Below are 20,483 nucleotides of genomic sequence, written 5' to 3' on the forward strand. Positions count from 1 at the left end.
CGCCACGACGGTTCGGCTGGGGGGATAGCAACCGCCGCGACCTGCGTCGGGCCGGCCGCTACATCATCCAGTAGGGCATCGTGCCATAGTAGTCATGGACGCGCTTGCCATAGGCCTTGTCGTCCCAGTCGGGCTCGCCCTCGCTGTCGTACATCGGGGCTGCTTCGAGCTTGTCCTTGGTCAGCGGCACGACGTAGCCACCGCGATTGGTGTCGTAGTCGAGGACGCTCCACGGGATCGGATGATACTTTTCGCCGAGCCCCAGAAAGCCGCCAAACGACATGATCGCGTAGGCGACCTTGCCGGTCTGCTTGTCCAGCATGACGTCGTAGATCTCGCCGAGGTGGTCGCCGCCGGCATTGTAGACATCAGTGCCCGCGACGCGCGCACCGGCGATCAACGGGCTCGACGACATCGTCATGGTTTGAACTGTCATGAGCGTTCTCCTCGGTCTGGAGCGGCAAGGCATGCCGCGGGATTGATTGGAAAACGTCCGCTCACGGCAAAGGTTCCTGTCCCAATTCATCTCCCGTTCAATGCCGAGGCGGCACAACGACGCAGCCTTGCACTCCTGAGGGAGCGCTGGTTCCGGAACCTTTCCCGCCGGAAGCTGTTGACGGCGAAAGGCATCGGCCGATGCCGGACGCCAAGGAGAAAAACGATGAAGAAGCTTATTATCCTCGCCGCATTGGCCGCATCGCTCGGCGCCTGCACGCAGCGTGAACAGAACACCGGCACCGGCGCGCTGATCGGCGCGGGCACGGGCGCGGTGATCGGCGGACTCGCGACCGGTCGGGCCGGCGGAGCGCTAGCGGGCGCGGCTATCGGTGGCGCCGGCGGCGCGATCATCGGCAACGCCACGACGCCCGATCAGGTTTGCTACGGCCGCGACGACTATGGCCGCCGCGTGCGCTACGCCTGCTGATTCAGCGCCAGGATCTCAACGCTGGGCCCGCTCTCCGAAAGGAGGGCGGGCTTTTCATTTCAAAGCCGCGCCGGATCAGACGCTGCCGTACGGCCCAAAGCGACCGACGAAGCGATGTCGCGTCCCGGGATAGAGCAGGCGTACGGCGGTGACCGGAGCATTCTGGTTCCAGGTCCGCCGCTCGACAAGCAGGCAGGCAGCTCCCGCCTCGACCGCGAGCAGGCGAGCCTCGTCGATTTCGGCCGCGATGGCGCTGATCGCGTGCTCGGCCTGCGACCAGAGACTGTTCTGCAGCAGCCAGTCGCCCGGCGGCGTCGTCCTGAAATCCTCGTTGCCGGCGGCCGGCACCGTGGCGAGATGGATCACCCGCTCCTCCAGCACATGCGGCTTGCCGTCGCTCAGATGCAGCGTGACGAGATGGGCGACGCGCTCTGCCCGCTTCACGCCGAAGCGGGAGGCGATCTCGGCCGACGGCCTGCCGTCGCGCCGCGACAGGATATCGTAGGCGTAAGCCTGCCCCAGCCGCCTGACCTCGTCTGGAATGGACAGGATGTCGAGCATGGCGTGGCTCGCCGGCGGGCTTGCCACAATGGTTCCCGAGCGGCGGCGGCGGGTGATCAGGCCTTCGCGGGCAAGCTGGACCAAAGCCCGGTGCACGGTCATGCGCGACGCACCAAGCTGCTCCATCAGCGCGTGCTCGGGCGGGACGGGTGAGCCCGGCTGCCAGGTTCCAGCCAAAATCAGGTCGCGGACGGCGCGCCCGATCTGTTCGTAGACCGGGCCCGCGCCATCGAGCCGCACCTCGTCCAGCCTGGTCTCCGCAAGCGTCATCAGCCGAGCAGCTTTCGCATCGTCGCGGCAAAGCGCGCGCGTATGGGCTCGCGGGCATGATGCCGACCGCCTGCCACGACCTTGCGGCCGCCGACGAAGACATCAGCCAGCGGCAAGGCGTTCGCCGCGAAGATGGCGCTGTCGAGCATGGCCTCGCCGGAGCGGCCGACGAGTGCGGGATGACCGGCGTCGAGCGCGACGAGATCGGCGCGATAGCCCGGCGCGATCTGCCCGATGGCGCGCCCGCAGGCCTGCGCTCCGCCGGCGCAGGCGTCCTGCCAGAGAGCGACGCCGGTCGAGACGCCGGCATCGGCCATCAGCGCGCGGCCGCGGTCGCGCAGGCGCTGCGAGTATTCGAGCTGGCGCAGTTCGGCGCCTGCATCGATCTGAATATTGGAATCGCTGCCGACGCCAAAGCGCCCGCCCGCCGCGCGATAGCGCACGCCGTCGAAGATGCCGTCGCCGAGGCTGGACTCCGTGATCGGACACAGCCCCGCGACCGCACCGCTGCGTGCGATGCCGTCGCGTTCGGCATCGGTCAGATGGGTCGCGTGGATCAGGCACCAGCGCCCGTCGAGCGGCGTATTATCCATCAGCAGTTCGACCGGACGGCGGCCGGTGATCTTCAGGCTGTCCTCGACCTCGCGCATCTGCTCGGCGACATGGATGTGAAACGGCCCATTGGGCTTCATGGCGCTGAGCCAGCCGAGATCATCGAGCGCGACCGCTCGCAGCGAATGGGGCGCAAGCCCGAGCCGGGCATCGGGCAGCATGCGCAGCGCCTTCTCGCTCGCCTCGACCAGCAAAGCGTAGCTGTCACGGTCGTTGACGAAGCGGCGCTGGCCGTGGACCGGAGGAGCGCCGCCGAAATTCCCGAAACGATAGAGCACCGGCAGCAGCGTCAGGCCGAGCCCGGTCTCGTCGGCGGCGGCGGCGACCGCACCCGCCATCGCGGCGATGTCTTTGTACGAGCGGCCATCTTTGTCATGATGCAGGTAGTGGAACTCGGCCAGCGCGGTGAAGCCGCCCTCCAGCATCTCGACGAAAGCCTGTGCGGCAATCGCCTGAACGTCATCTGGGTCGAGCCTGTCGAGGAAGCGGTACATCACCTCGCGCCAGGTCCAGAACGAGTCGTCGCTCGCGCCTCGCCGCTCCGAGAGCCCGGCCATGCCGCGCTGGAAGGCGTGGCTGTGCAGGTTCGGCATGCCCGGCAGCGCCAGGCCCGAGAGCACCTCAGCGCCGGCGGGCGCCGGCGCTCCCGTCGCGACCTCTGTGATGAAGCCGTCGACGACGGTCAGCGTCACGCTGTCGGCAAATCCATCAGGCAGAAGGGCCTGCGCCAGATGCAGGGTGTTGGTCACGCCATCGCTCCGTCTCTTAATTGCATAGGCAATTGACGCTTGCTATTTGCATATGCAATTGGCTAGCATAATGCCACGCCGGGGAATGTCGAGGGGGAACGCTGATGGCTGCGACGAGCATGCTCTGCGACCGGCTCTGGCGCAATGCGCGGCTCGCTACGATGGCGCCGGGCGACGCTCCCTATGGCGCGATCGAGGACGGCGTCGTCGCCGCGCGTGACGGCCGGATCGTCTTTGCCGGCCCGAAAAGCGAGGCCCCCGCCTTCGACGCGACCGAGACGATCGATTGCAGCGGACGTTGGATCACACCCGGCCTGATCGATTGCCACACCCATCTCGTTTATGGCGGCGACCGCGCCCATGAGTTCGAGCTCAGGCTGCAGGGCGCGAGCTATGAGGAGATCGCGCGGGCCGGCGGTGGCATCCTCTCCACCGTGAAGGCCACGCGCGCCGCAAGCGAGGCCGAGCTGTTCGCCTCGGCGGATCGCCGCCTCTCGGCGCTGATGGCGGAGGGCGTCACCACCGTCGAGATCAAGTCCGGCTATGGGCTGGAGATCGACGCCGAAGTCAGGACGCTTCGCGCGGCGCGCCGGCTCGGGCGCGAGCGGCCGGTCACGGTGCGCACGACCTTCCTCGGCGCACATGCGGCGCCGCCCGAATACAAGGGCCGCTCGGGCGACTATATCGACCTCGTCACCGGGCCGATGCTGGACGCCATCGCCGCGCAGGGGCTGGCGGACGCGGTCGACGTGTTCTGCGAGGGCATCGCCTTCTCGGCGCAGGAAACTGCGCGGGTTTTCGCTGCGGCGCAGTCCAAGGGTCTCGCGATCAAGATCCATGCCGAGCAACTCTCGAATCTCGGAGGGGCGAAACTCGCTGCCGAGATGGGCGCGCTGTCTGCCGACCACCTCGAGTATCTGGACGAGGCCGGCGTGATCGCGATGGGTGAGGCCGGCACTGTCGCGGTGATCCTGCCGGGCGCGTTCTATTTCCTGCGCGAAACGCAAAAGCCGCCGATCGAGCTGCTGCGGAAGCACAATGTGCCGATCGCGCTCGCGACCGACGCCAATCCCGGCTCCTCGCCGCTGACCTCGCCATTGCTCGTTCTCAACATGGCCTGCACGCTGTTCCGGCTGACGCCGGAGGAGGCGCTGGCCGGGCTGACCCGCCATGCAGCGCAGGCCCTGGGACTACAGGACACGATCGGCACGCTGGAGGCCGGCAAGCGCTGCGATCTCGCGATCTGGGAGATCGAGCGGCCCGCCGAACTCGCCTATCGCATCGGCTTCAACCCGCTTCACGCCCGCATCTGGAACGGACAATGAGCAGCTTCACTCTCAGCCCCGGCAGCGCCAGCCTGACGCAATGGCGCGCCGTGCTCGACGGCGCGGCCGTCACGCTCGCAAGCGATAGCGCCGCCGCCGTCGCCGCCGCGCAGACGATCGTCGACGACATCGTGGCGGCCGGCACCGTGACCTATGGCATCAATACAGGCTTCGGCAAGCTCGCCAGCGTGCGCATCGCCGACGCCGATCTTGCGACTCTCCAGCGCAATCTCATCCTGTCGCATGCGGTCGGCACCGGCCCTGCCTTGCCCGACGAGGTCGTGCGGCTGATCCTCGCCATGAAGGCGGGCAGCCTGGCACGCGGAGCGTCGGGCGTGCGGCCCGTCGTGATCGAGGCGCTGCTGCGCGCGCTCGCTGCCGGCGCGTTGCCGGTGATCCCCGCGAAAGGCTCGGTCGGCGCATCGGGCGATCTCGCCCCGCTGGCGCATATGACGGCGGCGCTGATGGGCGTCGGCGAGATCAGGCTCAACGGCATGAAGGTGCCGGCGAGCGAAGCGCTGGCGCGGATCGGGCTGGCGCCACTGGCGCTGGGAGCCAAGGAGGGCCTCGCGCTGATCAACGGCACGCAGGTCTCGACCGCGATCGCCTTGGCGGCGCTCTGCCAGATCGCGCGCGTCTTCGACGCGGCGCTGGTCGCAGGCGCGCTTTCGGTCGATGCGCTCAAGGGTTCCGATACACCTTTCGATCCGCGCATCCAGTCGCTGCGCGGCCAGCCGGGCCAGATCGCGGTGGCTAAAACACTGCTGACGCTGATTGCCGGCAGCGAAATCCGCGACAGCCACCGCTTCGGCGACAGCAAGGTGCAGGACCCCTACTCGCTGCGCTGCCAGCCGCAGGTGATGGGCGCGGTGGGCGACCTCCTCGCCAATGTCGCGGCGACGCTTGCGATCGAGGCCAACGCCGTGACCGACAACCCGCTGGTGCTGGGCGCGGGCGAAATCGTCTCGGGCGGGAATTTCCACGCCGAGCCGGTCGCTTTCGCAGCCGATATTCTGGCGATGGGGCTGTGCGAGATCGGCAATCTCGCCGAGCGCCGGATCGCATTGCTGGTCGACCCGGTGATGAGCAGCCTGCCGCCGTTTCTCGCCCGCGACGCCGGGCTGAACTCGGGCTTCATGATCGCGCAGGTGACGGCGGCTGCGCTTGCATCCGAGAACAAGCAGAAGGCGCATCCGGCCTCGGTCGACACGATCCCGACCTCCGCCAATCAGGAAGACCATGTCTCGATGGCGACGCATGGCGCCTATCGCCTGCTCGACATGGCCGCCAACGCCGCCAGCATTGTCGGCGTCGAACTGATGGCGGCAGCCGAAGCGATCGAGCATCATCGCCCGATGACGACGAGCCCAAGGCTTGAGCCGGTGCTGGCGCTGCTGCGCTCGCGCATCGCGCCGCTGGAGGCCGACCGCTATCTCGCGCCGGATCTGGCTGCGGCGACCGACCTCGTTTTGTCGGGCGCGATCGGCGAGGCGGCGGGGCTGGACGGGTTCGCGGAGTTGGGGCGATGACAGCGGTTCAAGGCATCTCGCTTGCTGGGCAAGCGGGCGCGGGGAACCCTCTCCCGGAGGGAGAGGGCTGGGTGAGGGGTCGGACGCTCACCGTATTGAGCGCGACCTCACCGCAGCCGCCGTTAGGTTGTCACGCCACTGGTCCAGCGGCCTTTACCTCTCCCCTGCCCCTCTCCTTACAGGAGAGAGGTTCCCTGCGCTTTGACGGACAAGAGGCAGTGCCAATGACGGTCGGCCCATGACAGACATCGTCACCGTCACCTCTGGCTCCTCCCCGCTAATCCTCTCGGTGCCGCATCCCGGCACCGGGCTGCCGCCCGAGGTTCACGCGGCCCTGAACGCGACCGGCCGCGCCGTGCCCGATACCGACTGGCATATGCGCGAACTCTACGGATTCGCCGCGCGCTTCCAGCCGACCATCGTCGAGGCGCAGCTGTCGCGCTATGTCATCGACCTCAACCGCGATCCGTCCGGCGTTTCGCTCTATCCTGGGCAGGCGACGACCGAACTCGTGCCGACCACGACCTTCGACGGCGAGCCGATCTGGGCGACCCTGCCCGATGCAGCCGAGATCGAACGCCGCCGCAAAGCCTATTTCCAGCCCTATCACGACGCGCTCGCGGCCGAGATCGCACGGGTCAAGGCGATCCATGGCTGGTGCCTGCTCTGGGACTGCCATTCGATCAAATCGGTGATCCCGCGCCTGTTTCCCGGCACGCTGCCGACGCTCAATCTCGGCACCAATTCGGGCGCGAGCTGCGCAGCCGTGGTCGAGGCCGCCGCCGTGAAGGCGATGGCCGGACAGCCACTGACCCAGATCGTCAACGGGCGTTTCAAGGGCGGCTGGATCACGCGCCACTACGGCAAGCCCGACAGCCACGTCCACGCCATCCAGATGGAGAAGGCGCTATCAGCCTATCTCACAGGCGAGCAGGCGCCCTGGACCTTCGACAAGCCGAAGGCCGCAGCGCTCCAGTCCGCTCTCTCCGCCATCATCTCGGCTGCTCTCGACGCGGCCGCCACGCTCGAAGGAACGCGTTCATGACCCGCATCGACAACAGCCGCGTCATCCGCTCACCCCATGGCAGCGAACTCAGCGCCAAGAGCTGGCTGACAGAAGCGCCCCTGCGCATGCTGATGAACAATCTCGACCCCGACGTCGCCGAAAAGCCGGGCGAACTCGTGGTCTATGGCGGCATCGGCCGCGCCGCCCGGACCTGGGAGGATTTCGACCGCATCTGCGCCTCGCTGCGCTCGCTCGAAGCCGACGAGACGCTGTTGGTGCAGTCGGGCAAGCCGGTCGGCATCTTCAGGACGCACACCGACGCTCCTCGCGTGCTGATCGCCAATTCCAACCTCGTGCCGGCCTACGCCAACTGGGAGCATTTCCACGAGCTCGATAAGCTCGGGCTGATGATGTACGGCCAGATGACGGCCGGCTCCTGGATCTATATCGGCACGCAAGGCATCGTTCAGGGCACCTACGAGACCTTCGTCGAGGTTGGCCGGCAGCATTATTGCGGCTCACTGAAGGGCAAATGGGTCCTGACCGGCGGGCTTGGCGGCATGGGCGGGGCGCAGCCGCTGGCCGCGACCATGGCCGGCGCCTCGATGATCGCGGTCGAGTGCAAGCCGTCCTCGATCGATTTCCGGCTGCGCACCGGCTATCTCGACGAAAAGGCCGACAGCGTCGACGAGGCGCTGAAGATCATCGAGGCCGCCCATGCCAGGGGCAAGGCCGTCTCCGTCGGCGTGCTCGGCAACGCCGCCGAGGTCTTTCCTGACATGGTCCGTCGCGGCATCCGCCCCGATGTCGTCACCGACCAGACCTCGGCGCATGATCCGCTCAACGGCTATCTGCCGGCCGGATGGACGCTGGCCGAATGGGAGGAGCGCAAGGAGCGCGACCCCGCTGGGACGATCGAAGCGGCCAAAGCCTCGATGGCGGTGCATGTGCGCGCCATGCTCGACTTCCACCGCATGGGCGTGCCGACGCTCGATTACGGCAACAACATCCGCCAGATGGCCAAGGACATGGGCGTCGCGGACGCCTTCGATTTTCCGGGCTTCGTCCCGGCCTATATCCGGCCGCTGTTCTGCCGGGGCGTCGGGCCGTTCCGCTGGGCCGCGCTCTCGGGCGATCCGGAGGACATTTACCGCACCGACCAGCGCGTCAAGGAGCTGATGCCGGACGACACGCACCTGCACAACTGGCTCGACATGGCGCGCGAGCGCATCAAGTTCCAGGGCCTGCCGGCGCGCATCTGCTGGGTCGGTCTCGGCGACCGGCACCGGCTCGGCCTCGCTTTCAACGAGATGGTGGCCAAGGGCGAGTTGAAGGCGCCGGTCGTGATCGGCCGCGACCATCTCGATTCCGGCTCTGTCGCCTCGCCCAACCGCGAGACCGAGGCGATGAAGGATGGCTCGGACGCCGTTTCCGACTGGCCGCTGCTCAACGCGCTGCTGAACTGCGCCTCGGGCGCGACCTGGGTCTCGCTGCATCATGGCGGCGGCGTCGGCATGGGCTATTCGCAGCATTCCGGCATCGTCATCGTGGCGGACGGCACAGCCGAGGCGGCAAAGCGGCTGGAGCGCGTGCTCTGGAACGACCCGGCGACCGGCGTGATGCGCCACGCCGATGCCGGCTACGACATCGCAATCGATTGCGCCAAGGCGAAGGGGCTGAAGCTTCCGGGCATCCTGCGCTGACGATGCGGATCATTCGCGCCGCCGACTGCCGGGTGATGCCGTGGAAGAACGGCGGCGGCGCGACGACGCAGATCGCGATCCATCCCGAGGGGGCGTCGCTCGACGATTTCGATTGGCGCATCTCGACCGCCCATGTCGGCACGGACGGGTCGTTTTCGCTCTTCCCCGGGATCGACCGCACGCTGGCGGTGTTGACGGGAACCGGCATCGCGCTCGCGTTCGGCGATGGTGAAACGATGCTGCTGGGCCCGGATTCGGACCCTTGCGCCTTTGCCGGCGACCGCCCGGTCGAAGGACGGCTCGTTGCCGGGGCGGTCGACGACCTCAACGTGATGACGCGGCGCGGCCGCTGGCGGCATCGCATGCGGCGCCTTGAGACATCTGGCGATGTGCCCCGCCCGGCCGGCATCTTGGTGCTGCTCGCGATCGACGACGGCTGGTCAGTCGAGGCCGATGGACGCAACGAATGGCTTGGTGCGCGAGATGCTGTCCTTATCGAGGGTGCTGGACCAGATTGTCAGCTTCGTCACGAAGGCGCGGGAACGCTTTATGCGATCGAGCTGTGGCCAGCGAACGCAGTTGACCAGAGTGACGCCTCCTCCTAAATTTCGCCTAGTCAGACTAGTCAGGGACATGTCATGAGCTGGGCGCTTCAGGACGCGAAGGCGAAGTTCAGCGAGGTCGTGAAGCGGGCACAGACCGAGGGGCCGCAGCATGTAACCGTGCGTGGCGAGCCTGCCGTCGTGGTCATTTCCGAAGCCGAACTGGAAGCGATCAGAGCCAAGGCTGGCGTCAAACCGAAGATGTCATTCGACGAGTTTCTCCTGTCCGGTCCCGCTTGGCCTGACGATTTCGTCGACCTGGTCAATGACCGTTCCAAAGATCCTGGCCGCGATATCGAGTTTTGAGGTATCTTCTCGATACCAACGTGCTGTCAGAACTCCGGCGCGGTTTCCCCGCGCCTTCCGACTGGATAGGGGCGACGCCATCATCCCAACGCTTTATCAGCGTGGTCTCGCTCGGCGAGATTATGAAAGGTATCGAGCAGATACGATCGAGAGAGCAGGACTTCACGCAATTGCTCTCGCAATGGCTAGCCATGCTTCAGTCGGAATATGCCGAACGGACGATGCCGATTGATACCGATGTGGCGCTTGAATGGGGAAGGATCGCGGCGGGGCGCAGCCGAGGCGCACCGGACGCCCTGATCGCGGCAACCGCGATCGTTCACGATCTGACGCTGGTGACGCGCAACGTGAAGGACTTCCAGGATCTGCCGCTCAAGCTCTTCAATCCCTGGAGCGCCTGAACTTTACTTCACCTGCGCCAGAAACGCTTCGACCGCCTGCCAGTTTTCGCTCGCGCCATAGGGGTTGCGGTCGGCGCGCAGGCTGCTCGAACCATGCGTGCCGGCTTTCGGCTTCAGCTGGACCTTTACCTTAGCGGGAGCTGCGTCGATGATCGCCTTCGCCTCGGCGATCTCGCCGGGGTCGCTTGCCGAGGAGACGAAGATCGGCGCCGTCACTTTCGCCGCCGCATTGCGCACGGTGCCGCGCCCGCCGAAATATTCGCCCGGCGAGAAGGCGAGCACGCCGGCGATCCCGGGATGTTTCGCCGCCAGCAGGAAGACGAGCGAGGCCGAATAACTCGAGCCCCAGACGACGACCTTGCCGGTACGGCCATCGGCCCTGGCCCAGTCGAGCGCGGCTTCGAGATCTGGCAGCGCCTGCTCGAACCCGGCATTGCCGCGAAAGCCCTTGACGGTGAGGTTGTCGCGGCCCCAGCCCGGCCCGCCGGAACGCTGGTCGAGCGCCAGCGCGTTGAAGCCGAGCGTGTTCAGCTTCGGCGCGATCGTGGCGTATTCGCCGGCGTTGGACGAAGCCTGATGGAAGAGCAGCACGACCGGCTTTCCCTTGTCGGCGTCGCCATAATATTCGGCATGGACCTTGACCTTGTCGGCCGAGGTCAGCGTCAGCGACTCGGCAGAGGCGCGGCCGGCGAAGGGCAGCATCAGCATGACAGCGGCGAAGGCGCGAAAGGCGAGGTTCATCGGGCGGGCTCCCAAGGCGAGACAGCCCGAAGTCTTACGCCATGCGCCGCGCACGGAATGTCACTTCGCACTCACGTTCCCGCGCCCGGTCAGTGAACCTCGGCCGCCAGCACGGCCTCGACCCGGATTTCCTCGACCAGCCGCTCCTTGAGAGCGACGAACTCCGGCGAGGTCTTGATGGTGTAGGGCCGGGGGTGGGGCAGCTCGACCTTGATGTCGGCCTTGATCCGGCCGGGGCGCGCGCTCATCACGACGACGCGCGAGGCCATGAAGATCGCCTCCTCGATATCGTGGGTGACGAACAGAACCGTCTTCTGCTCGCGCTCCCAGATGCCGAGCAGCATCTCCTGCATCAAGGCGCGGGTCTGGTTGTCGAGCGCGCCGAAAGGCTCGTCGAGCAGCAGGATCTTCGGATCGTTGGCGAGGGCTCGCGCGATTGCGGTGCGCTGCTGCATGCCGCCCGAAAGCTGCTTGGGGAAATGCTCCATGAAACTGCCAAGGCCCACGCGACCGGCCCAGTCGCGGGCGAGTTCCAGCCGCTGCCTCTCCGGCACGCCCTTCTCGCGCAGGCCGAAGGCGATGTTCTCGACGACGGTGAGCCACGGGAACAGCGTGTAGCTCTGAAATACGAAGCCGCGATCGGCGCCCGGCCCGATGACGGGAGCGCCGTCGAGCATGACCTTGCCTTCGCTCGCCGTCTCCAGCCCGCCGACGATGCGCAGCAGGGTCGACTTTCCGCAGCCAGACGGGCCGAGGATGGTGATGAAGTCGTTGTCGCCTACGCTCAGATTGGTCGGCGTCAGCGCCCGCGTCGGCTGACCGCCGCGCTGGGCCGGAAAGACCTTGCCGACACCTTCGATCAGAAGCTTGCTCATTTTCGCGCCCAATTCATCGCTGGGCCCATGGAAACAGGCGCTGGTTGACCGCCTTGAACAGGAAATCCGAGACCAGSCCGATCAGCCCGATGACGATGATGCCGAAGATGATCTGSCCGGTGTTCAGCAGCGCCTGGCTRTCGGTGATCATGTGGCCGATGCCGGASGAGGARCCGATCAGCTCTGCGACGATGACGTAGGTCCAGGCCCAGCCGAGCACGAGCCGGAAGATCTCGGCGATCTCGGGAGCGGCGTTGGGCAGGAGCACGCGGCGCACCACGGAGGTGTCGGTCGCGCCCAGGGTATAGGCGGCATCGACGAGGTCACGCCTGATGCCGCCGACCGCGACCGCGATCATCAGGATGAGCTGGAAGACCGAGCCGATGAAGATGACGAGCAGTTTCTGCGCCTCGCCGATGCCGGCCCATAAAATCAGCAGCGGGATGAAGGCCGAGGCCGGCAGATAGCGCGCGAAGGACACGAAGGGTTCGAGGAAGGCCTCGATCGGCTTGTAGGCGCCCATCAGGATGCCGAGCGGCAGCGCCACGATGACGGCGAGGATAAAGCCGCCGAGAACGCGCCAGATCGTCATGCCGATGTCGAAGGCGAAGCCATACTGGGTCAGCAGGCTGTAACCCTCGCGCAGCATGGTGAGCGGATCGGCGAGGAACAGCCGCTGGACGTAGCCGCCGAAGGTCGCGATGGACCAGAGCACCACGAACAGCGCGAAGAAGGCGACGCCATAGGCGACGCGGCTTGGCGCGGAGACGGGCTGGAGGGGTTTCATGGGAGGGCGATCGCCTGCGTCGAAGGGCGCTGGGAACCCCTCTCCTTTCAGGAGAGGGGCAGGGGTGAGGTGCTGGCCGTTGGACCAGTCGGGCGCAGGTTTGGAAGCGAGCGGTCAGGTCACGGCCGAAGCGTCAAATGGCCGACCCCTCACCCTGCCCTCTCCCTACGGGAGAGGGTTCCCCGCGCCCTTCTCGTCATGGTCGGGCTTGTCCCGACCATCCACGTCTTCGCTCATCGAGCCCTACGTCCAAGACGTGGATGCTCGGCACAAGGCCGAGCATGACGGGGAGGATGGAGATTGCATCAGCTCACTTGCCGGCGACGTATTTCGTCTCGACCAGATCCTTGAGATCAGGCTTGGCCTTGATCAGGCCGATCTCCAGCAGCAGGTCGGCGGCCTTGGCCGAGAAGGCCTGCCATTCGCCCGAGAAGAACGCCTTGTTGCCGGCGGCGTCCGACCATTTCAGGTAGGCAGCCGACTTGCCGAAGGCTTCGCCGGTCTGCTTCACATCGGCGCCCATGATGCCGAAGGCCTTGTCCTTTTCCTTGGCGATCATGTCGAGCGCCTCAAAATAGCTCTTGGTCAGGGCCTTGGCGGCGTCGTCATTGGCGGCGAGGAAGGCCGGCGTGCAGCCGAAGGTGTCCATCACCATCGGATAGTCGAGCGTGGTGGCGATGATCTTGCCGGCGTCGGGCTTCTCACGCACGGCGGAGAGGTAGGGCTCGTAGGTCAGGGCCGCGTCGTTCTGGCCGGCGATGAAGGCCTGCGCGGCGGGACCGGGTTCCATGTTGACGACGGTGACGTCCTTCACCGACATGCCGTTCTCCTTCAGCATCCAGGCGAGCGCGAAATAGGGCGAGGTGCCGGGCGCCGAGGCCGCGACGGTCTTGCCCTTGAGATCCTTGATCGAGGCGGTGGCGTTGCGCGTCACCATGCCGTCGGCGCCATAGCTCTTGTCGAGCTGGAAGATCTGCTTGGTCTTGATGCCGGCGCCGTCCCAGACGATCCAGGTCTCGACGGTGGTCGCGGCACACTGGATGTCGCCCGAGGCCATGGCGAGGTGGCGGTCCTTCTGCGGGATCTTCTTGATCGTGACGTCGAGGCCGTTCTTGGCGAAGATGCCGGACTCCTTGGCCAGCACGAGCGGCGCGAAGCCGGTCCAGCCGGAGATGCCGATCGCAACCTTGGTCTGCGCCTGGGCTGCGCCCGCCGCCAGCAACGCCGCGAGGCTCGCGCCCGCGACCATCCCGATACGCTTGAAAACCGTCATGACGACACCTTCCCCTGTTCGGACATCGAATCTGCCCCTGTTTGCGGTACGAAGCCTGCACCCGTCAGACTATCGCAGCCCATGGCGCAAGCCGATGCAACCTTCGTTCCAAGGCAGGTTAAATGCATATGCAAATACGTCAAGCCGAGGATCAGCGTCGCTTGGGACAGCGATGAATTTCTCTTGTTTGACAGGCGGAGAAACTTCTCCTCCCCTGCGGGTCTCCTGCGCGCCGCGCCAGCTCTTCCGCCTTTACCCTTCCGCCCAAGGATTTGCCCGACATGAACGGCGCCGACCGCCTCTGCGATACCCTGCTCGTCAACAATGTCGATGTCTGCTTCGCCAATCCCGGCACATCGGAGATGCATTTCGTCGCGGCGCTCGACCGCAAGCCGCAGATGCGCTGCGTCCTCGGGCTGTTCGAGGGCGTCGTGACCGGCGCAGCCGACGGCTATGCCCGCATGGCCGACAAGCCGGCGGCGACGCTGCTGCATTGCGGACCTGGCATGGCGAACGCGCTCGCCAACATGCACAATGCCCGCCGCGCCTGGACCCCGATGATCAACGTCGTCGGCGACCACGCGACCTATCATCTCCAGCATGACGCCCCGTTGACCAGCGACATCGAGAGCCTGGCCCGGCCGATGTCGCATTTCGTCCGCCGGATCGCGACGCCGGAGGATGTCGGGCCTGCGATCGGCGAGGCCTATGCCGCCTCGCTCTCGCTGCCCGGCGTCACCACCGTGATCCTGCCGGCCGATTGCTCCTGGGGCTCGGTCGAGCCGGCGGAACTGAAGCCGACGAAGGTGCCGGCGCTGAAAACGGTCGAAGCCGCCTCGATCCGCGAGGCTGCGGCTGCCCTGCGCAAACACGGTGCGCGCGCCGCGCTGATGATGTCGGGGCTGTCGCTTCGCGAAAAGCCGATGGAGATGGCGGCCCGGATCTGCGCCGCGACCGGCGCGCAGATGTATGGCCAGATGTCGAACGGGCGCATCGAGCGCGGCGTCGGCCGCGTCGCGCTGCCGAAGGTTTTCTACCCCGTCGACATGGCGCTGAACCAGCTCAAGGACATCGACTATCTCGTCCTGATCGGCGCGCAGGTGCCGGTCGGCTTCTTCGCCTATCCCGGCAAGCCCGGCCGGCTGGTGCATGAAGGCTGCATGGTCGCGACGCTGGCCAAACCGGGTGACGATCTGCCGGGCACGATCGCCGCGCTCGCCGACGAGCTCGGCGCGACGAAAACCGCACCTGTCTTTATCGCCCCGGCGCGCGAGAAGACCGAGGCGCTGCCGACCGGCGCGCTCGACGCCGACAAGGTCTGCACCATCGTGACGACGCTGCTGCCGGAGAACAGCATCATCTGCGACGAGTCGGTCTCGTCGGGCCGCGCGTTCTACCAGCAATGCCACCGCGCTCCGCAGCACGACTATATCCAACTGACGGGCGGCGCGATCGGCGAAGGCATTCCGCTCGCGGTCGGCGCGGCGGTTGCATGCCCGGACCGCAAGGTCATCGGCATGCAGGCCGACGGCTCGGGCATGTACACGGTGCAGGGGCTATGGACGCAGGCGCGCGAGAACCTCGATGTCGTCACGGTGATCTTCGCCAACCGGACCTACGCCATCCTGCATGGCGAGATGCGCGCCGTCGGCGTCAACGATTTCGGCCGCAACGCCAAGCTGATGCTGAACCTCGACGAGCCGGCGCTCGACTGGGTTTCGATGGCGAAAGGCATGGGCGTCGAGGCCGGCCGGGCAACGACGGCGGAAGAGTTCACGACGCTGTTCAAGGGCGCGCTGTCGCGCAAGGGCCCGTTCCTGATCGAGGCGGTGATCTGACGGAGCCGATTTTTGGATTGTAGCCGGCCCGCCATCAATCCGTCGCAAGGCCGTCGCCAATTCCGTGGCGGGCCTGCGACGCCGGGCCGATATTCGAGGAACAGACCAGCATGAACCGCGACGACATCCTCAAAGCGCCGTCGATGCCGGTCTTCAGCCCGAGCTATCCGCGCCCGCCCAACCGCTTCCTCAAGCGGGAATATCTGATCATCACCTATGAAACCGACCCGGAGGTGATCCGCGCGGCGCTGCCCGAGCCGCTCGAACCCGCTCCGGGCAATCTCGTCTTCTACGAGTGGATGAAGATGCCGGATTCGTCGGGCTTCGGCGATTACGAGGAAAGCGGCACCGGCATCTACGCGCAGTATCAGGGCAAGCCGTGCAATTTCTCGGTCCAGATGTATCTCGACGACGAGCCGCCTATCACCGGCGGGCGCGAAATCTGGGGCTTCCCGAAGAAATACGGCGTGCCGCGGCTGAAGGTGATGAAGGACACGCTGACCGGCACGCTGCATTATGACGACGAGCGCGTCGCCATGGGTACGATGACCTACAAGCATCGCAGCCTGGAGGATCAGCTCGACAAGGTCCGCGACGGCATCGGCGGCCTCAACGTCAATCTCAAGCTGCTGCCCGATGTCGACGGGACGCCGAAGGTCGCGCAACTCGTCGGCTACAACCTCACCGACATCACGGTCCATGGCGCCTGGGAAGGAGATGCGCGGCTGCACCTCATTCCTCATGTGAACTGTCGGGTCGCCGATTTCCCGGTGCGGCGGATCGTCAGGGCGCGCCACCAGGTGGTCGATTTCACCCTGCCCTTCGGCCGGGTGTTGCACGACTACCTGGCGCCGTAGCCGCGGCTCAGGCGAAGCCGCCGATGAACGCGTCGAGGCAGTCGCCGATCGCTTCGATGGCGTAGCCGCCCTCCTGAACCACCAGCGTCGGCAGGCCCATCGCCTTGATCTTCGCGCCGATCGTGCCGAAATCCGTGGCGTCAAGCTTGAGCACGCCGATCGGATCGTCCTTGTGGGCGTCGTAGCCGAGCGCGATCACCAGCGCGTCGGCTCCGAACGCCCTGATCGCCTCACCGGCCTTGTCGACAGCTGCAGCCATCGCCCCTCCGCTCGCGCCATGCGCCAGCGGCAGGTTGAGGTTGAAACCATCGCCGGGGCCATTGCCGCGCTCGTCCTCATAGCCGGTGTAGAACGGATAGTAGTTCGACGGGTCGGCATGGACCGAGATCGTCAGCACATCGTCGCGGCGGTAGAAGATCTGCTGCGTGCCGTCGCCGTGATGGGCGTCGACGTCGAGGATCGCGACCTTGTCGAACTTGGAACGCAGACGCTGGGCCGCAATCGCCGTGTTGTTGATGTAGCAGAAGCCCGTCGCCCGGTCGGCGCGAGCGTGGTGCCCCGATGGGCGGCAGAGCGAATAGACGCCGCGCTCGCCGGCGAGGAGCGCGTCCGCGCCCGCAACCGCCGTCTCGGCCGAGTGCAGCGTCGAGGTCCAGCAATGCTCGCCGATGGGCACCGACATGTCGCCGAGATACCAGCCAAGCTGGCCGATGAAGCCGGTCGGACGGCAAGGCGGCCTGACGGCCTCGTCGATGCGGCCGCTCCAATAGGGGAAGGTGCTTGGCCAGACCTCGGGGCCGCGCTCGGCCGGCAGATCCTGCCAGCGTGCCCAGGCGGTTTCGAGAAAGTTGATGAAACCGGCATCATGGATGGCGAGGATGGGCCCTGTGCCCCGCTCCTGCGGGCGTTCCGGCGCGATGCCATGCCGGGCCAGCGCCCCCAGCAGGCGCTCCGTGCGCTCCGGCAGATCCTTGGGCGCGACGACCCGGCCAAAGCGCAGATATTGCTGGGGATCGTGGAGAGACTGGTCGGGATGATAGAAGGCGCGCATGCGTGAACTCGTCTCGTTGTGGCCGGCGCGCCATCGCGGACGCCGTCTCGATTGCCGGAAGCTAGCAAGACCGATGCCCGCGGTCAGGCCGCAACGACGCCGTTACCCCCTGCATTCGTCGCAGGCCGCAAGGCCTACAGCCTGACGACATCACCGCCAGCGGCGGTCGCGTCCTGCGGATCATGCGTCACCATCAGCACCGGCAATCGGCGCTGGCGCGCCTGCGCGAAAACAGTCGCGCGAAAGGCCTCGCGCAGATCGCTGTCGAGCCTGGAGAAAGGTTCGTCCAGCAACAGCGCACGCGGCTGCGACAGGAGCACGCGCATCAGCGCGACACGCGCCCGCTGCCCCCCCGACAGCGTCGCGGGATCGCGCGCGCCGAAGCCGGCAAGGCCGGCATCCCCAAGCGCATCCTCAACGCGCCGCAGGCGCTCGGCCCGCCCCCTGATCTCGGCAGGAACGCCAAACAGCAGGTTGCCGGCAACCGAGAGATGGGGAAACAGCAGGTCGTCCTGGAACAGCAGACCGATGCGGCGGCGCTCTGGCTTCAGCGGCACGACATCGACGCCGCCGACCAGCACCGCGCCCTCGCCCGTGAAGGCATGATGATCGAGGAAGCCGGCGACATAGGCGAGCAGGCTCGATTTGCCCGAACCGCTCGGGCCCATCACGGTCGCGACCGCGCCGGGGGCGACCGTCAAATCGAGACGCTCGACCAGCGTTTGCCCTCCCAGGCGGATCGTGACCGCCCGCAGGACCAGGGAGCCGGGAACCTCCGCTACGTCGCTCATGACAGGCCCTGCCGGTTGCGGAACACGAGTCGGGGCAGCAGCAAGGCCAGACCGTAACAGAGCAGCGGCACCAGCGACTGGACGAAGCCGAGCACGCCGATGGTGGCGCGATCGGCGCCGCTTGCCAGCGTCAGCGCCTCGGTCGAAATCGTCGCGACCCGGCCTGCACCGGCAAAGACCGTCGCCAGATACTGACCGACGCTGACGGCGATGCCTATGGCCGCCGAGACGAGCAGCGGACGCAGCAGCATCGGCAGCTTCAGGCGCATGAAGATGCGCAAGGGCGATGCGCCAAGACTGGCGGCACTGCGGGCGAAGCGCGGATCGAGCGCGCGCCAGGGGTCGGCCAGGCTCAGGAAGACATAAGGCAGCACGAAGACGAGATGGGTCCAGATCACGGCCAGCATCGTGCCATCGAGCCGCAACAGCACCAGCGCGACCTGCAGACCGAAGAGAAAGGCGATCTGCGGCACGAGTAGCGGAACATAAAGCAGCCAGAGCACGCCGTTGCCGGGCTTTGCCTGCGCGCGCGCCTCGTATTCGAGACAGCCGAGGCAGAGCAGGAGCGCGAGCAGAGTCGCTGCCGCGGCGATGAGCAGTGTCGTGGCGAGGCTTGCACCGAGCCGGTCGGAGGCGATCCAGGCCGCGAGGCTCCAGCTTCGCGGCACGGCGGCGGTGAAGGGCCAGCTCGCGGCGACCGACCAGAGCCCGAGGCCAGCGAGCGCGAGCAATCCGGCCGCGAGCACGACGCCCGCAAGCAGCGCGACGGCGGGCGCGAGCCAATCGACCACGCCTGCGCGCCCGCCGCGTTCGATCCAGAGACGCCCCGCCCTGGTCAAGCCGGCCTCGACCAGCCTGCACAGCAGCAGGCCCACGATCACTAGCCCGAGCTGCAGGACGCCTGCTGCCGCGGCAGGCAGATATTGCGCGAGGTCGTAATCGGAGAACCAGCGGGTCGCCAGCACGGCCAGCGGCGGCGGGTTGCCGGGGCCCAGCACCAGCGCCTGATCGACCACCGAAAGCGAATAGGCGATCACGGCATAGAAAGGCAGCCTGAGCTGCGGCCAGAGTTGCGGCAGGACGAGCTTCAGCCAGGCCGTCCTGCGGGCATAACCCATCGCCCGCGCACAGGCGACGAGGCGGGCGGCCGGCACCTGCCCGAGCGCCGCGGTTAGCGTGATCGCGAGATAGGGGATTTCCTTGGTCAGCAGACCGAAGACCAGCGCCAGCCCGTAGGGGTCGCGGATGGTGACGAGAGCGCCGGGCGGGCGCGTCCAGCCGGTCAGTTCCGGCGAGATCAGCCGGACGATCCAGCCCGAGGGCGCGAGCACGAAGGCTAAACCCAGCGCGATCGAGGCATGGGGCGAGGCGAGCAGCGGCGTCAGCAGCCCCTGGATGCGGGCAAACCAGCGCGACCCCGACAAGGCGATGACGAGCGAAAGCGCGCCGGCGAGCGACAGCAGGCTGGCCATGACGCCGACGCTCAACGTCAGCTTTAGCGAAGTGGCAAAGCCCGGCGCGCTGACAAGCGTACGCCATGGCGCAAGCGAGAGCGTATCGGCGCCGATCGCCGGAAGATAGCCGAAGGCGGGCGCAAGCGTGCCCGCCAGCCCGACGAGAACCGGCGCGAGGAACAGGAACAGCGTCAGAGGCGGGACGAGCGCGAGCATCACTGCGCCTTGCCACGGGCGGGCAGGCGTTTCCAGCGACGCCAGTCAGCCACGTCGTCGACATCGAACAGGCGAGCCGCGAGCGCGACCTTTCGCCCTTCCAGATTGGCCAAGGTATCGGCCAGCGCATGCGGGCTCGACCAGCGCACCTTGTCGAACAGCGTCGCAGGCCGGAAACCCGCCCGCAGACCCACGAGCCAATAGCCGCCATCCTCGGCCGGGCCGAAAACGGCGTCGGCTCGTCGCAACACCGCGAAGGCAGCAGCGATTTGGTCCGCGTCGATACCAGGAATATCCGAGCCGATCAGCAGGACCGGGCCATGCGACGCCTGCGCGAACTGTTCCAGCATGCGCGCGCCGAGATCGCCGCGGATTTGCGGCCGGCGTGCAAGCGTCGCCGGCCAGAACCGGGCCTCGCGGGCACGCGGCGGGTCGACCGCCAGAACCGTGCGCCAGCGCGGATCGAAACCGACTCGGCGCAGCAGCGCAGCCGTCGTCGCGCGATAAAAGCGCAACGCCTCGACGGCGCCGATCTGCCGGGCAAGCCGCGTCTTCGCGCGCCCCATGACCGGAGCTTTGACCATGGCGATCAGGGTCGGCTTGCGCATGCG

At 66.9% G+C, this 20,483-nt stretch carries 21 protein-coding genes; 10 read left to right on the forward strand and 11 right to left on the reverse strand.

Going from position 1 to position 20,483, the window contains the following annotated elements; all coding sequences use genetic code 11:
- Window positions 1–58 precede the first annotated feature (58 nt).
- Window positions 59–436 (reverse strand): PRC-barrel domain-containing protein, encoded by a 378-nt coding sequence (locus tag AC1DZY_RS06550; RefSeq protein ID WP_476819282.1) that lies wholly within the window; start codon window positions 434–436, stop codon window positions 59–61.
- A gap of 225 nt (window positions 437–661) precedes the next feature.
- Between AC1DZY_RS06550 and AC1DZY_RS06555 the strand changes: the two genes are divergently transcribed.
- Complete coding sequence (locus AC1DZY_RS06555) at window positions 662–925, forward strand: glycine zipper domain-containing protein (RefSeq protein ID WP_476819283.1); 264 nt, start codon at window positions 662–664, stop codon at window positions 923–925.
- A 75-nt stretch (window positions 926–1,000) separates the two neighbouring features.
- On the opposite strand, the gene AC1DZY_RS06560 is transcribed toward AC1DZY_RS06555, so the two are convergent.
- Window positions 1,001–1,756, reverse strand: a complete 756-nt coding sequence (locus AC1DZY_RS06560) for a UTRA domain-containing protein (protein WP_476819284.1) — start codon at window positions 1,754–1,756, stop codon at window positions 1,001–1,003.
- Window positions 1,756–3,117, reverse strand: a complete 1,362-nt coding sequence (locus tag AC1DZY_RS06565; RefSeq protein ID WP_476819285.1) for a formimidoylglutamate deiminase — start codon at window positions 3,115–3,117, stop codon at window positions 1,756–1,758. The genes AC1DZY_RS06560 and AC1DZY_RS06565 overlap by 1 nt, the downstream gene beginning before the upstream one ends.
- A gap of 119 nt (window positions 3,118–3,236) precedes the next feature.
- On the opposite strand from AC1DZY_RS06565, the gene hutI reads away from it, so the two are divergent.
- The 7 genes from hutI to AC1DZY_RS06600 all read left to right on the forward strand — a co-directional run bounded on the left by hutI (window position 3,237) and on the right by AC1DZY_RS06600 (window position 9,989).
- Complete coding sequence (gene hutI / locus AC1DZY_RS06570; protein WP_476819459.1) at window positions 3,237–4,442, forward strand: imidazolonepropionase; 1,206 nt, start codon at window positions 3,237–3,239, stop codon at window positions 4,440–4,442.
- On the forward strand, window positions 4,439–5,971 hold the full coding sequence (hutH, locus tag AC1DZY_RS06575) for a histidine ammonia-lyase (RefSeq protein WP_476819286.1): 1,533 nt from the start codon (window positions 4,439–4,441) through the stop codon (window positions 5,969–5,971). Before hutI ends, hutH begins: the two co-directional genes overlap by 4 nt.
- 238 nt (window positions 5,972–6,209) lie before the next feature.
- Window positions 6,210–7,016, forward strand: a complete 807-nt coding sequence (gene hutG, locus AC1DZY_RS06580; RefSeq protein ID WP_476819287.1) for an N-formylglutamate deformylase — start codon at window positions 6,210–6,212, stop codon at window positions 7,014–7,016.
- Entirely contained in the window at window positions 7,013–8,680 is a 1,668-nt protein-coding gene (gene hutU / locus AC1DZY_RS06585; protein ID WP_476819288.1) for a urocanate hydratase, read from the forward strand. Before hutG ends, hutU begins: the two co-directional genes overlap by 4 nt.
- A gap of 2 nt (window positions 8,681–8,682) precedes the next feature.
- Window positions 8,683–9,285 carry a HutD/Ves family protein gene (locus AC1DZY_RS06590; RefSeq protein WP_476819289.1) on the forward strand — a complete coding sequence of 201 codons (603 nt, stop codon included), beginning with the start codon at window positions 8,683–8,685 and terminating at the stop codon, window positions 9,283–9,285.
- 33 nt (window positions 9,286–9,318) lie between these two features.
- Window positions 9,319–9,588: a type II toxin-antitoxin system Phd/YefM family antitoxin gene (locus AC1DZY_RS06595; RefSeq protein ID WP_476819290.1), complete on the forward strand. Its 270-nt coding sequence runs from the start codon at window positions 9,319–9,321 to the stop codon at window positions 9,586–9,588.
- Window positions 9,585–9,989, forward strand: a complete 405-nt coding sequence (locus AC1DZY_RS06600; protein ID WP_476819291.1) for a PIN domain-containing protein — start codon at window positions 9,585–9,587, stop codon at window positions 9,987–9,989. The genes AC1DZY_RS06595 and AC1DZY_RS06600 overlap by 4 nt, the downstream gene beginning before the upstream one ends.
- A 3-nt stretch (window positions 9,990–9,992) precedes the next feature.
- On the opposite strand, the gene AC1DZY_RS06605 is transcribed toward AC1DZY_RS06600, so the two are convergent.
- The 4 genes from AC1DZY_RS06605 to AC1DZY_RS06620 form a co-directional block, all read right to left on the reverse strand.
- Window positions 9,993–10,730 carry a dienelactone hydrolase family protein gene (locus AC1DZY_RS06605; protein ID WP_476819292.1) on the reverse strand — a complete coding sequence of 246 codons (738 nt, stop codon included), beginning with the start codon at window positions 10,728–10,730 and terminating at the stop codon, window positions 9,993–9,995.
- A gap of 89 nt (window positions 10,731–10,819) precedes the next feature.
- On the reverse strand, window positions 10,820–11,605 hold the full coding sequence (locus AC1DZY_RS06610; RefSeq protein ID WP_476819293.1) for an ABC transporter ATP-binding protein: 786 nt from the start codon (window positions 11,603–11,605) through the stop codon (window positions 10,820–10,822).
- Between the two features lie 13 nt (window positions 11,606–11,618).
- The gene (locus tag AC1DZY_RS06615) at window positions 11,619–12,392 is read right to left on the reverse strand and encodes an ABC transporter permease (protein WP_476819294.1); all 774 of its coding nucleotides are present in this window, start codon (window positions 12,390–12,392) and stop codon (window positions 11,619–11,621) included.
- Between the two features lie 310 nt (window positions 12,393–12,702).
- Window positions 12,703–13,665, reverse strand: a complete 963-nt coding sequence (locus AC1DZY_RS06620) for an ABC transporter substrate-binding protein (RefSeq protein WP_476819295.1) — start codon at window positions 13,663–13,665, stop codon at window positions 12,703–12,705.
- 281 nt (window positions 13,666–13,946) lie between these two features.
- Here AC1DZY_RS06620 and AC1DZY_RS06625 point away from each other — a divergent pair, with 281 nt between their 5' ends.
- Both AC1DZY_RS06625 and AC1DZY_RS06630 read left to right on the forward strand, forming a co-directional pair.
- Window positions 13,947–15,503 carry an acetolactate synthase large subunit gene (locus AC1DZY_RS06625; RefSeq protein ID WP_476819296.1) on the forward strand — a complete coding sequence of 519 codons (1,557 nt, stop codon included), beginning with the start codon at window positions 13,947–13,949 and terminating at the stop codon, window positions 15,501–15,503.
- A 110-nt stretch (window positions 15,504–15,613) separates the two neighbouring features.
- Window positions 15,614–16,360 carry an acetoacetate decarboxylase gene (locus AC1DZY_RS06630; protein ID WP_476819297.1) on the forward strand — a complete coding sequence of 249 codons (747 nt, stop codon included), beginning with the start codon at window positions 15,614–15,616 and terminating at the stop codon, window positions 16,358–16,360.
- 7 nt (window positions 16,361–16,367) lie between these two features.
- Here AC1DZY_RS06630 and AC1DZY_RS06635 read toward each other — a convergent pair whose 3' ends face one another.
- The 4 genes from AC1DZY_RS06635 to AC1DZY_RS06650 form a co-directional block, all read right to left on the reverse strand.
- The gene (locus AC1DZY_RS06635) at window positions 16,368–17,411 is read right to left on the reverse strand and encodes a histone deacetylase family protein (RefSeq protein WP_476819298.1); all 1,044 of its coding nucleotides are present in this window, start codon (window positions 17,409–17,411) and stop codon (window positions 16,368–16,370) included.
- A gap of 134 nt (window positions 17,412–17,545) precedes the next feature.
- Window positions 17,546–18,202 carry an ATP-binding cassette domain-containing protein gene (locus tag AC1DZY_RS06640; RefSeq protein WP_476819299.1) on the reverse strand — a complete coding sequence of 219 codons (657 nt, stop codon included), beginning with the start codon at window positions 18,200–18,202 and terminating at the stop codon, window positions 17,546–17,548.
- Window positions 18,199–19,872: an ABC transporter permease gene (locus tag AC1DZY_RS06645; RefSeq protein ID WP_476819300.1), complete on the reverse strand. Its 1,674-nt coding sequence runs from the start codon at window positions 19,870–19,872 to the stop codon at window positions 18,199–18,201. The genes AC1DZY_RS06640 and AC1DZY_RS06645 overlap by 4 nt, the downstream gene beginning before the upstream one ends.
- On the reverse strand, window positions 19,872–20,480 hold the full coding sequence (locus AC1DZY_RS06650; RefSeq protein ID WP_476819301.1) for a TIGR04282 family arsenosugar biosynthesis glycosyltransferase: 609 nt from the start codon (window positions 20,478–20,480) through the stop codon (window positions 19,872–19,874). Before AC1DZY_RS06650 ends, AC1DZY_RS06645 begins: the two co-directional genes overlap by 1 nt.
- Window positions 20,481–20,483 lie beyond the last annotated feature (3 nt).

Source organism: Allobosea sp. P2_A10, from assembly GCF_056405115.1.

Coding starts and splice junctions, on each gene's coding strand:
- AC1DZY_RS06560 (WP_476819284.1), bottom strand. CDS start 1,756: ATGACGCTTGCGGAGACCAGGCTGGACGAGGTGCGGCTCGATGGCGCG.
- AC1DZY_RS06590 (WP_476819289.1), top strand. CDS start 8,683: ATGCGGATCATTCGCGCCGCCGACTGCCGGGTGATGCCGTGGAAGAAC.
- hutG (WP_476819287.1), top strand. CDS start 6,210: ATGACAGACATCGTCACCGTCACCTCTGGCTCCTCCCCGCTAATCCTC.
- AC1DZY_RS06640 (WP_476819299.1), bottom strand. CDS start 18,202: ATGAGCGACGTAGCGGAGGTTCCCGGCTCCCTGGTCCTGCGGGCGGTC.
- AC1DZY_RS06550 (WP_476819282.1), bottom strand. CDS start 436: ATGACAGTTCAAACCATGACGATGTCGTCGAGCCCGTTGATCGCCGGT.
- hutU (WP_476819288.1), top strand. CDS start 7,013: ATGACCCGCATCGACAACAGCCGCGTCATCCGCTCACCCCATGGCAGC.
- AC1DZY_RS06650 (WP_476819301.1), bottom strand. CDS start 20,480: ATGCGCAAGCCGACCCTGATCGCCATGGTCAAAGCTCCGGTCATGGGG.
- AC1DZY_RS06630 (WP_476819297.1), top strand. CDS start 15,614: ATGAACCGCGACGACATCCTCAAAGCGCCGTCGATGCCGGTCTTCAGC.
- hutI (WP_476819459.1), top strand. CDS start 3,237: ATGCTCTGCGACCGGCTCTGGCGCAATGCGCGGCTCGCTACGATGGCG.
- hutH (WP_476819286.1), top strand. CDS start 4,439: ATGAGCAGCTTCACTCTCAGCCCCGGCAGCGCCAGCCTGACGCAATGG.
- AC1DZY_RS06635 (WP_476819298.1), bottom strand. CDS start 17,411: ATGCGCGCCTTCTATCATCCCGACCAGTCTCTCCACGATCCCCAGCAA.
- AC1DZY_RS06595 (WP_476819290.1), top strand. CDS start 9,319: ATGAGCTGGGCGCTTCAGGACGCGAAGGCGAAGTTCAGCGAGGTCGTG.
- AC1DZY_RS06610 (WP_476819293.1), bottom strand. CDS start 11,605: ATGAGCAAGCTTCTGATCGAAGGTGTCGGCAAGGTCTTTCCGGCCCAG.
- AC1DZY_RS06555 (WP_476819283.1), top strand. CDS start 662: ATGAAGAAGCTTATTATCCTCGCCGCATTGGCCGCATCGCTCGGCGCC.
- AC1DZY_RS06605 (WP_476819292.1), bottom strand. CDS start 10,730: ATGAACCTCGCCTTTCGCGCCTTCGCCGCTGTCATGCTGATGCTGCCC.
- AC1DZY_RS06620 (WP_476819295.1), bottom strand. CDS start 13,665: ATGACGGTTTTCAAGCGTATCGGGATGGTCGCGGGCGCGAGCCTCGCG.
- AC1DZY_RS06625 (WP_476819296.1), top strand. CDS start 13,947: ATGAACGGCGCCGACCGCCTCTGCGATACCCTGCTCGTCAACAATGTC.
- AC1DZY_RS06645 (WP_476819300.1), bottom strand. CDS start 19,872: ATGCTCGCGCTCGTCCCGCCTCTGACGCTGTTCCTGTTCCTCGCGCCG.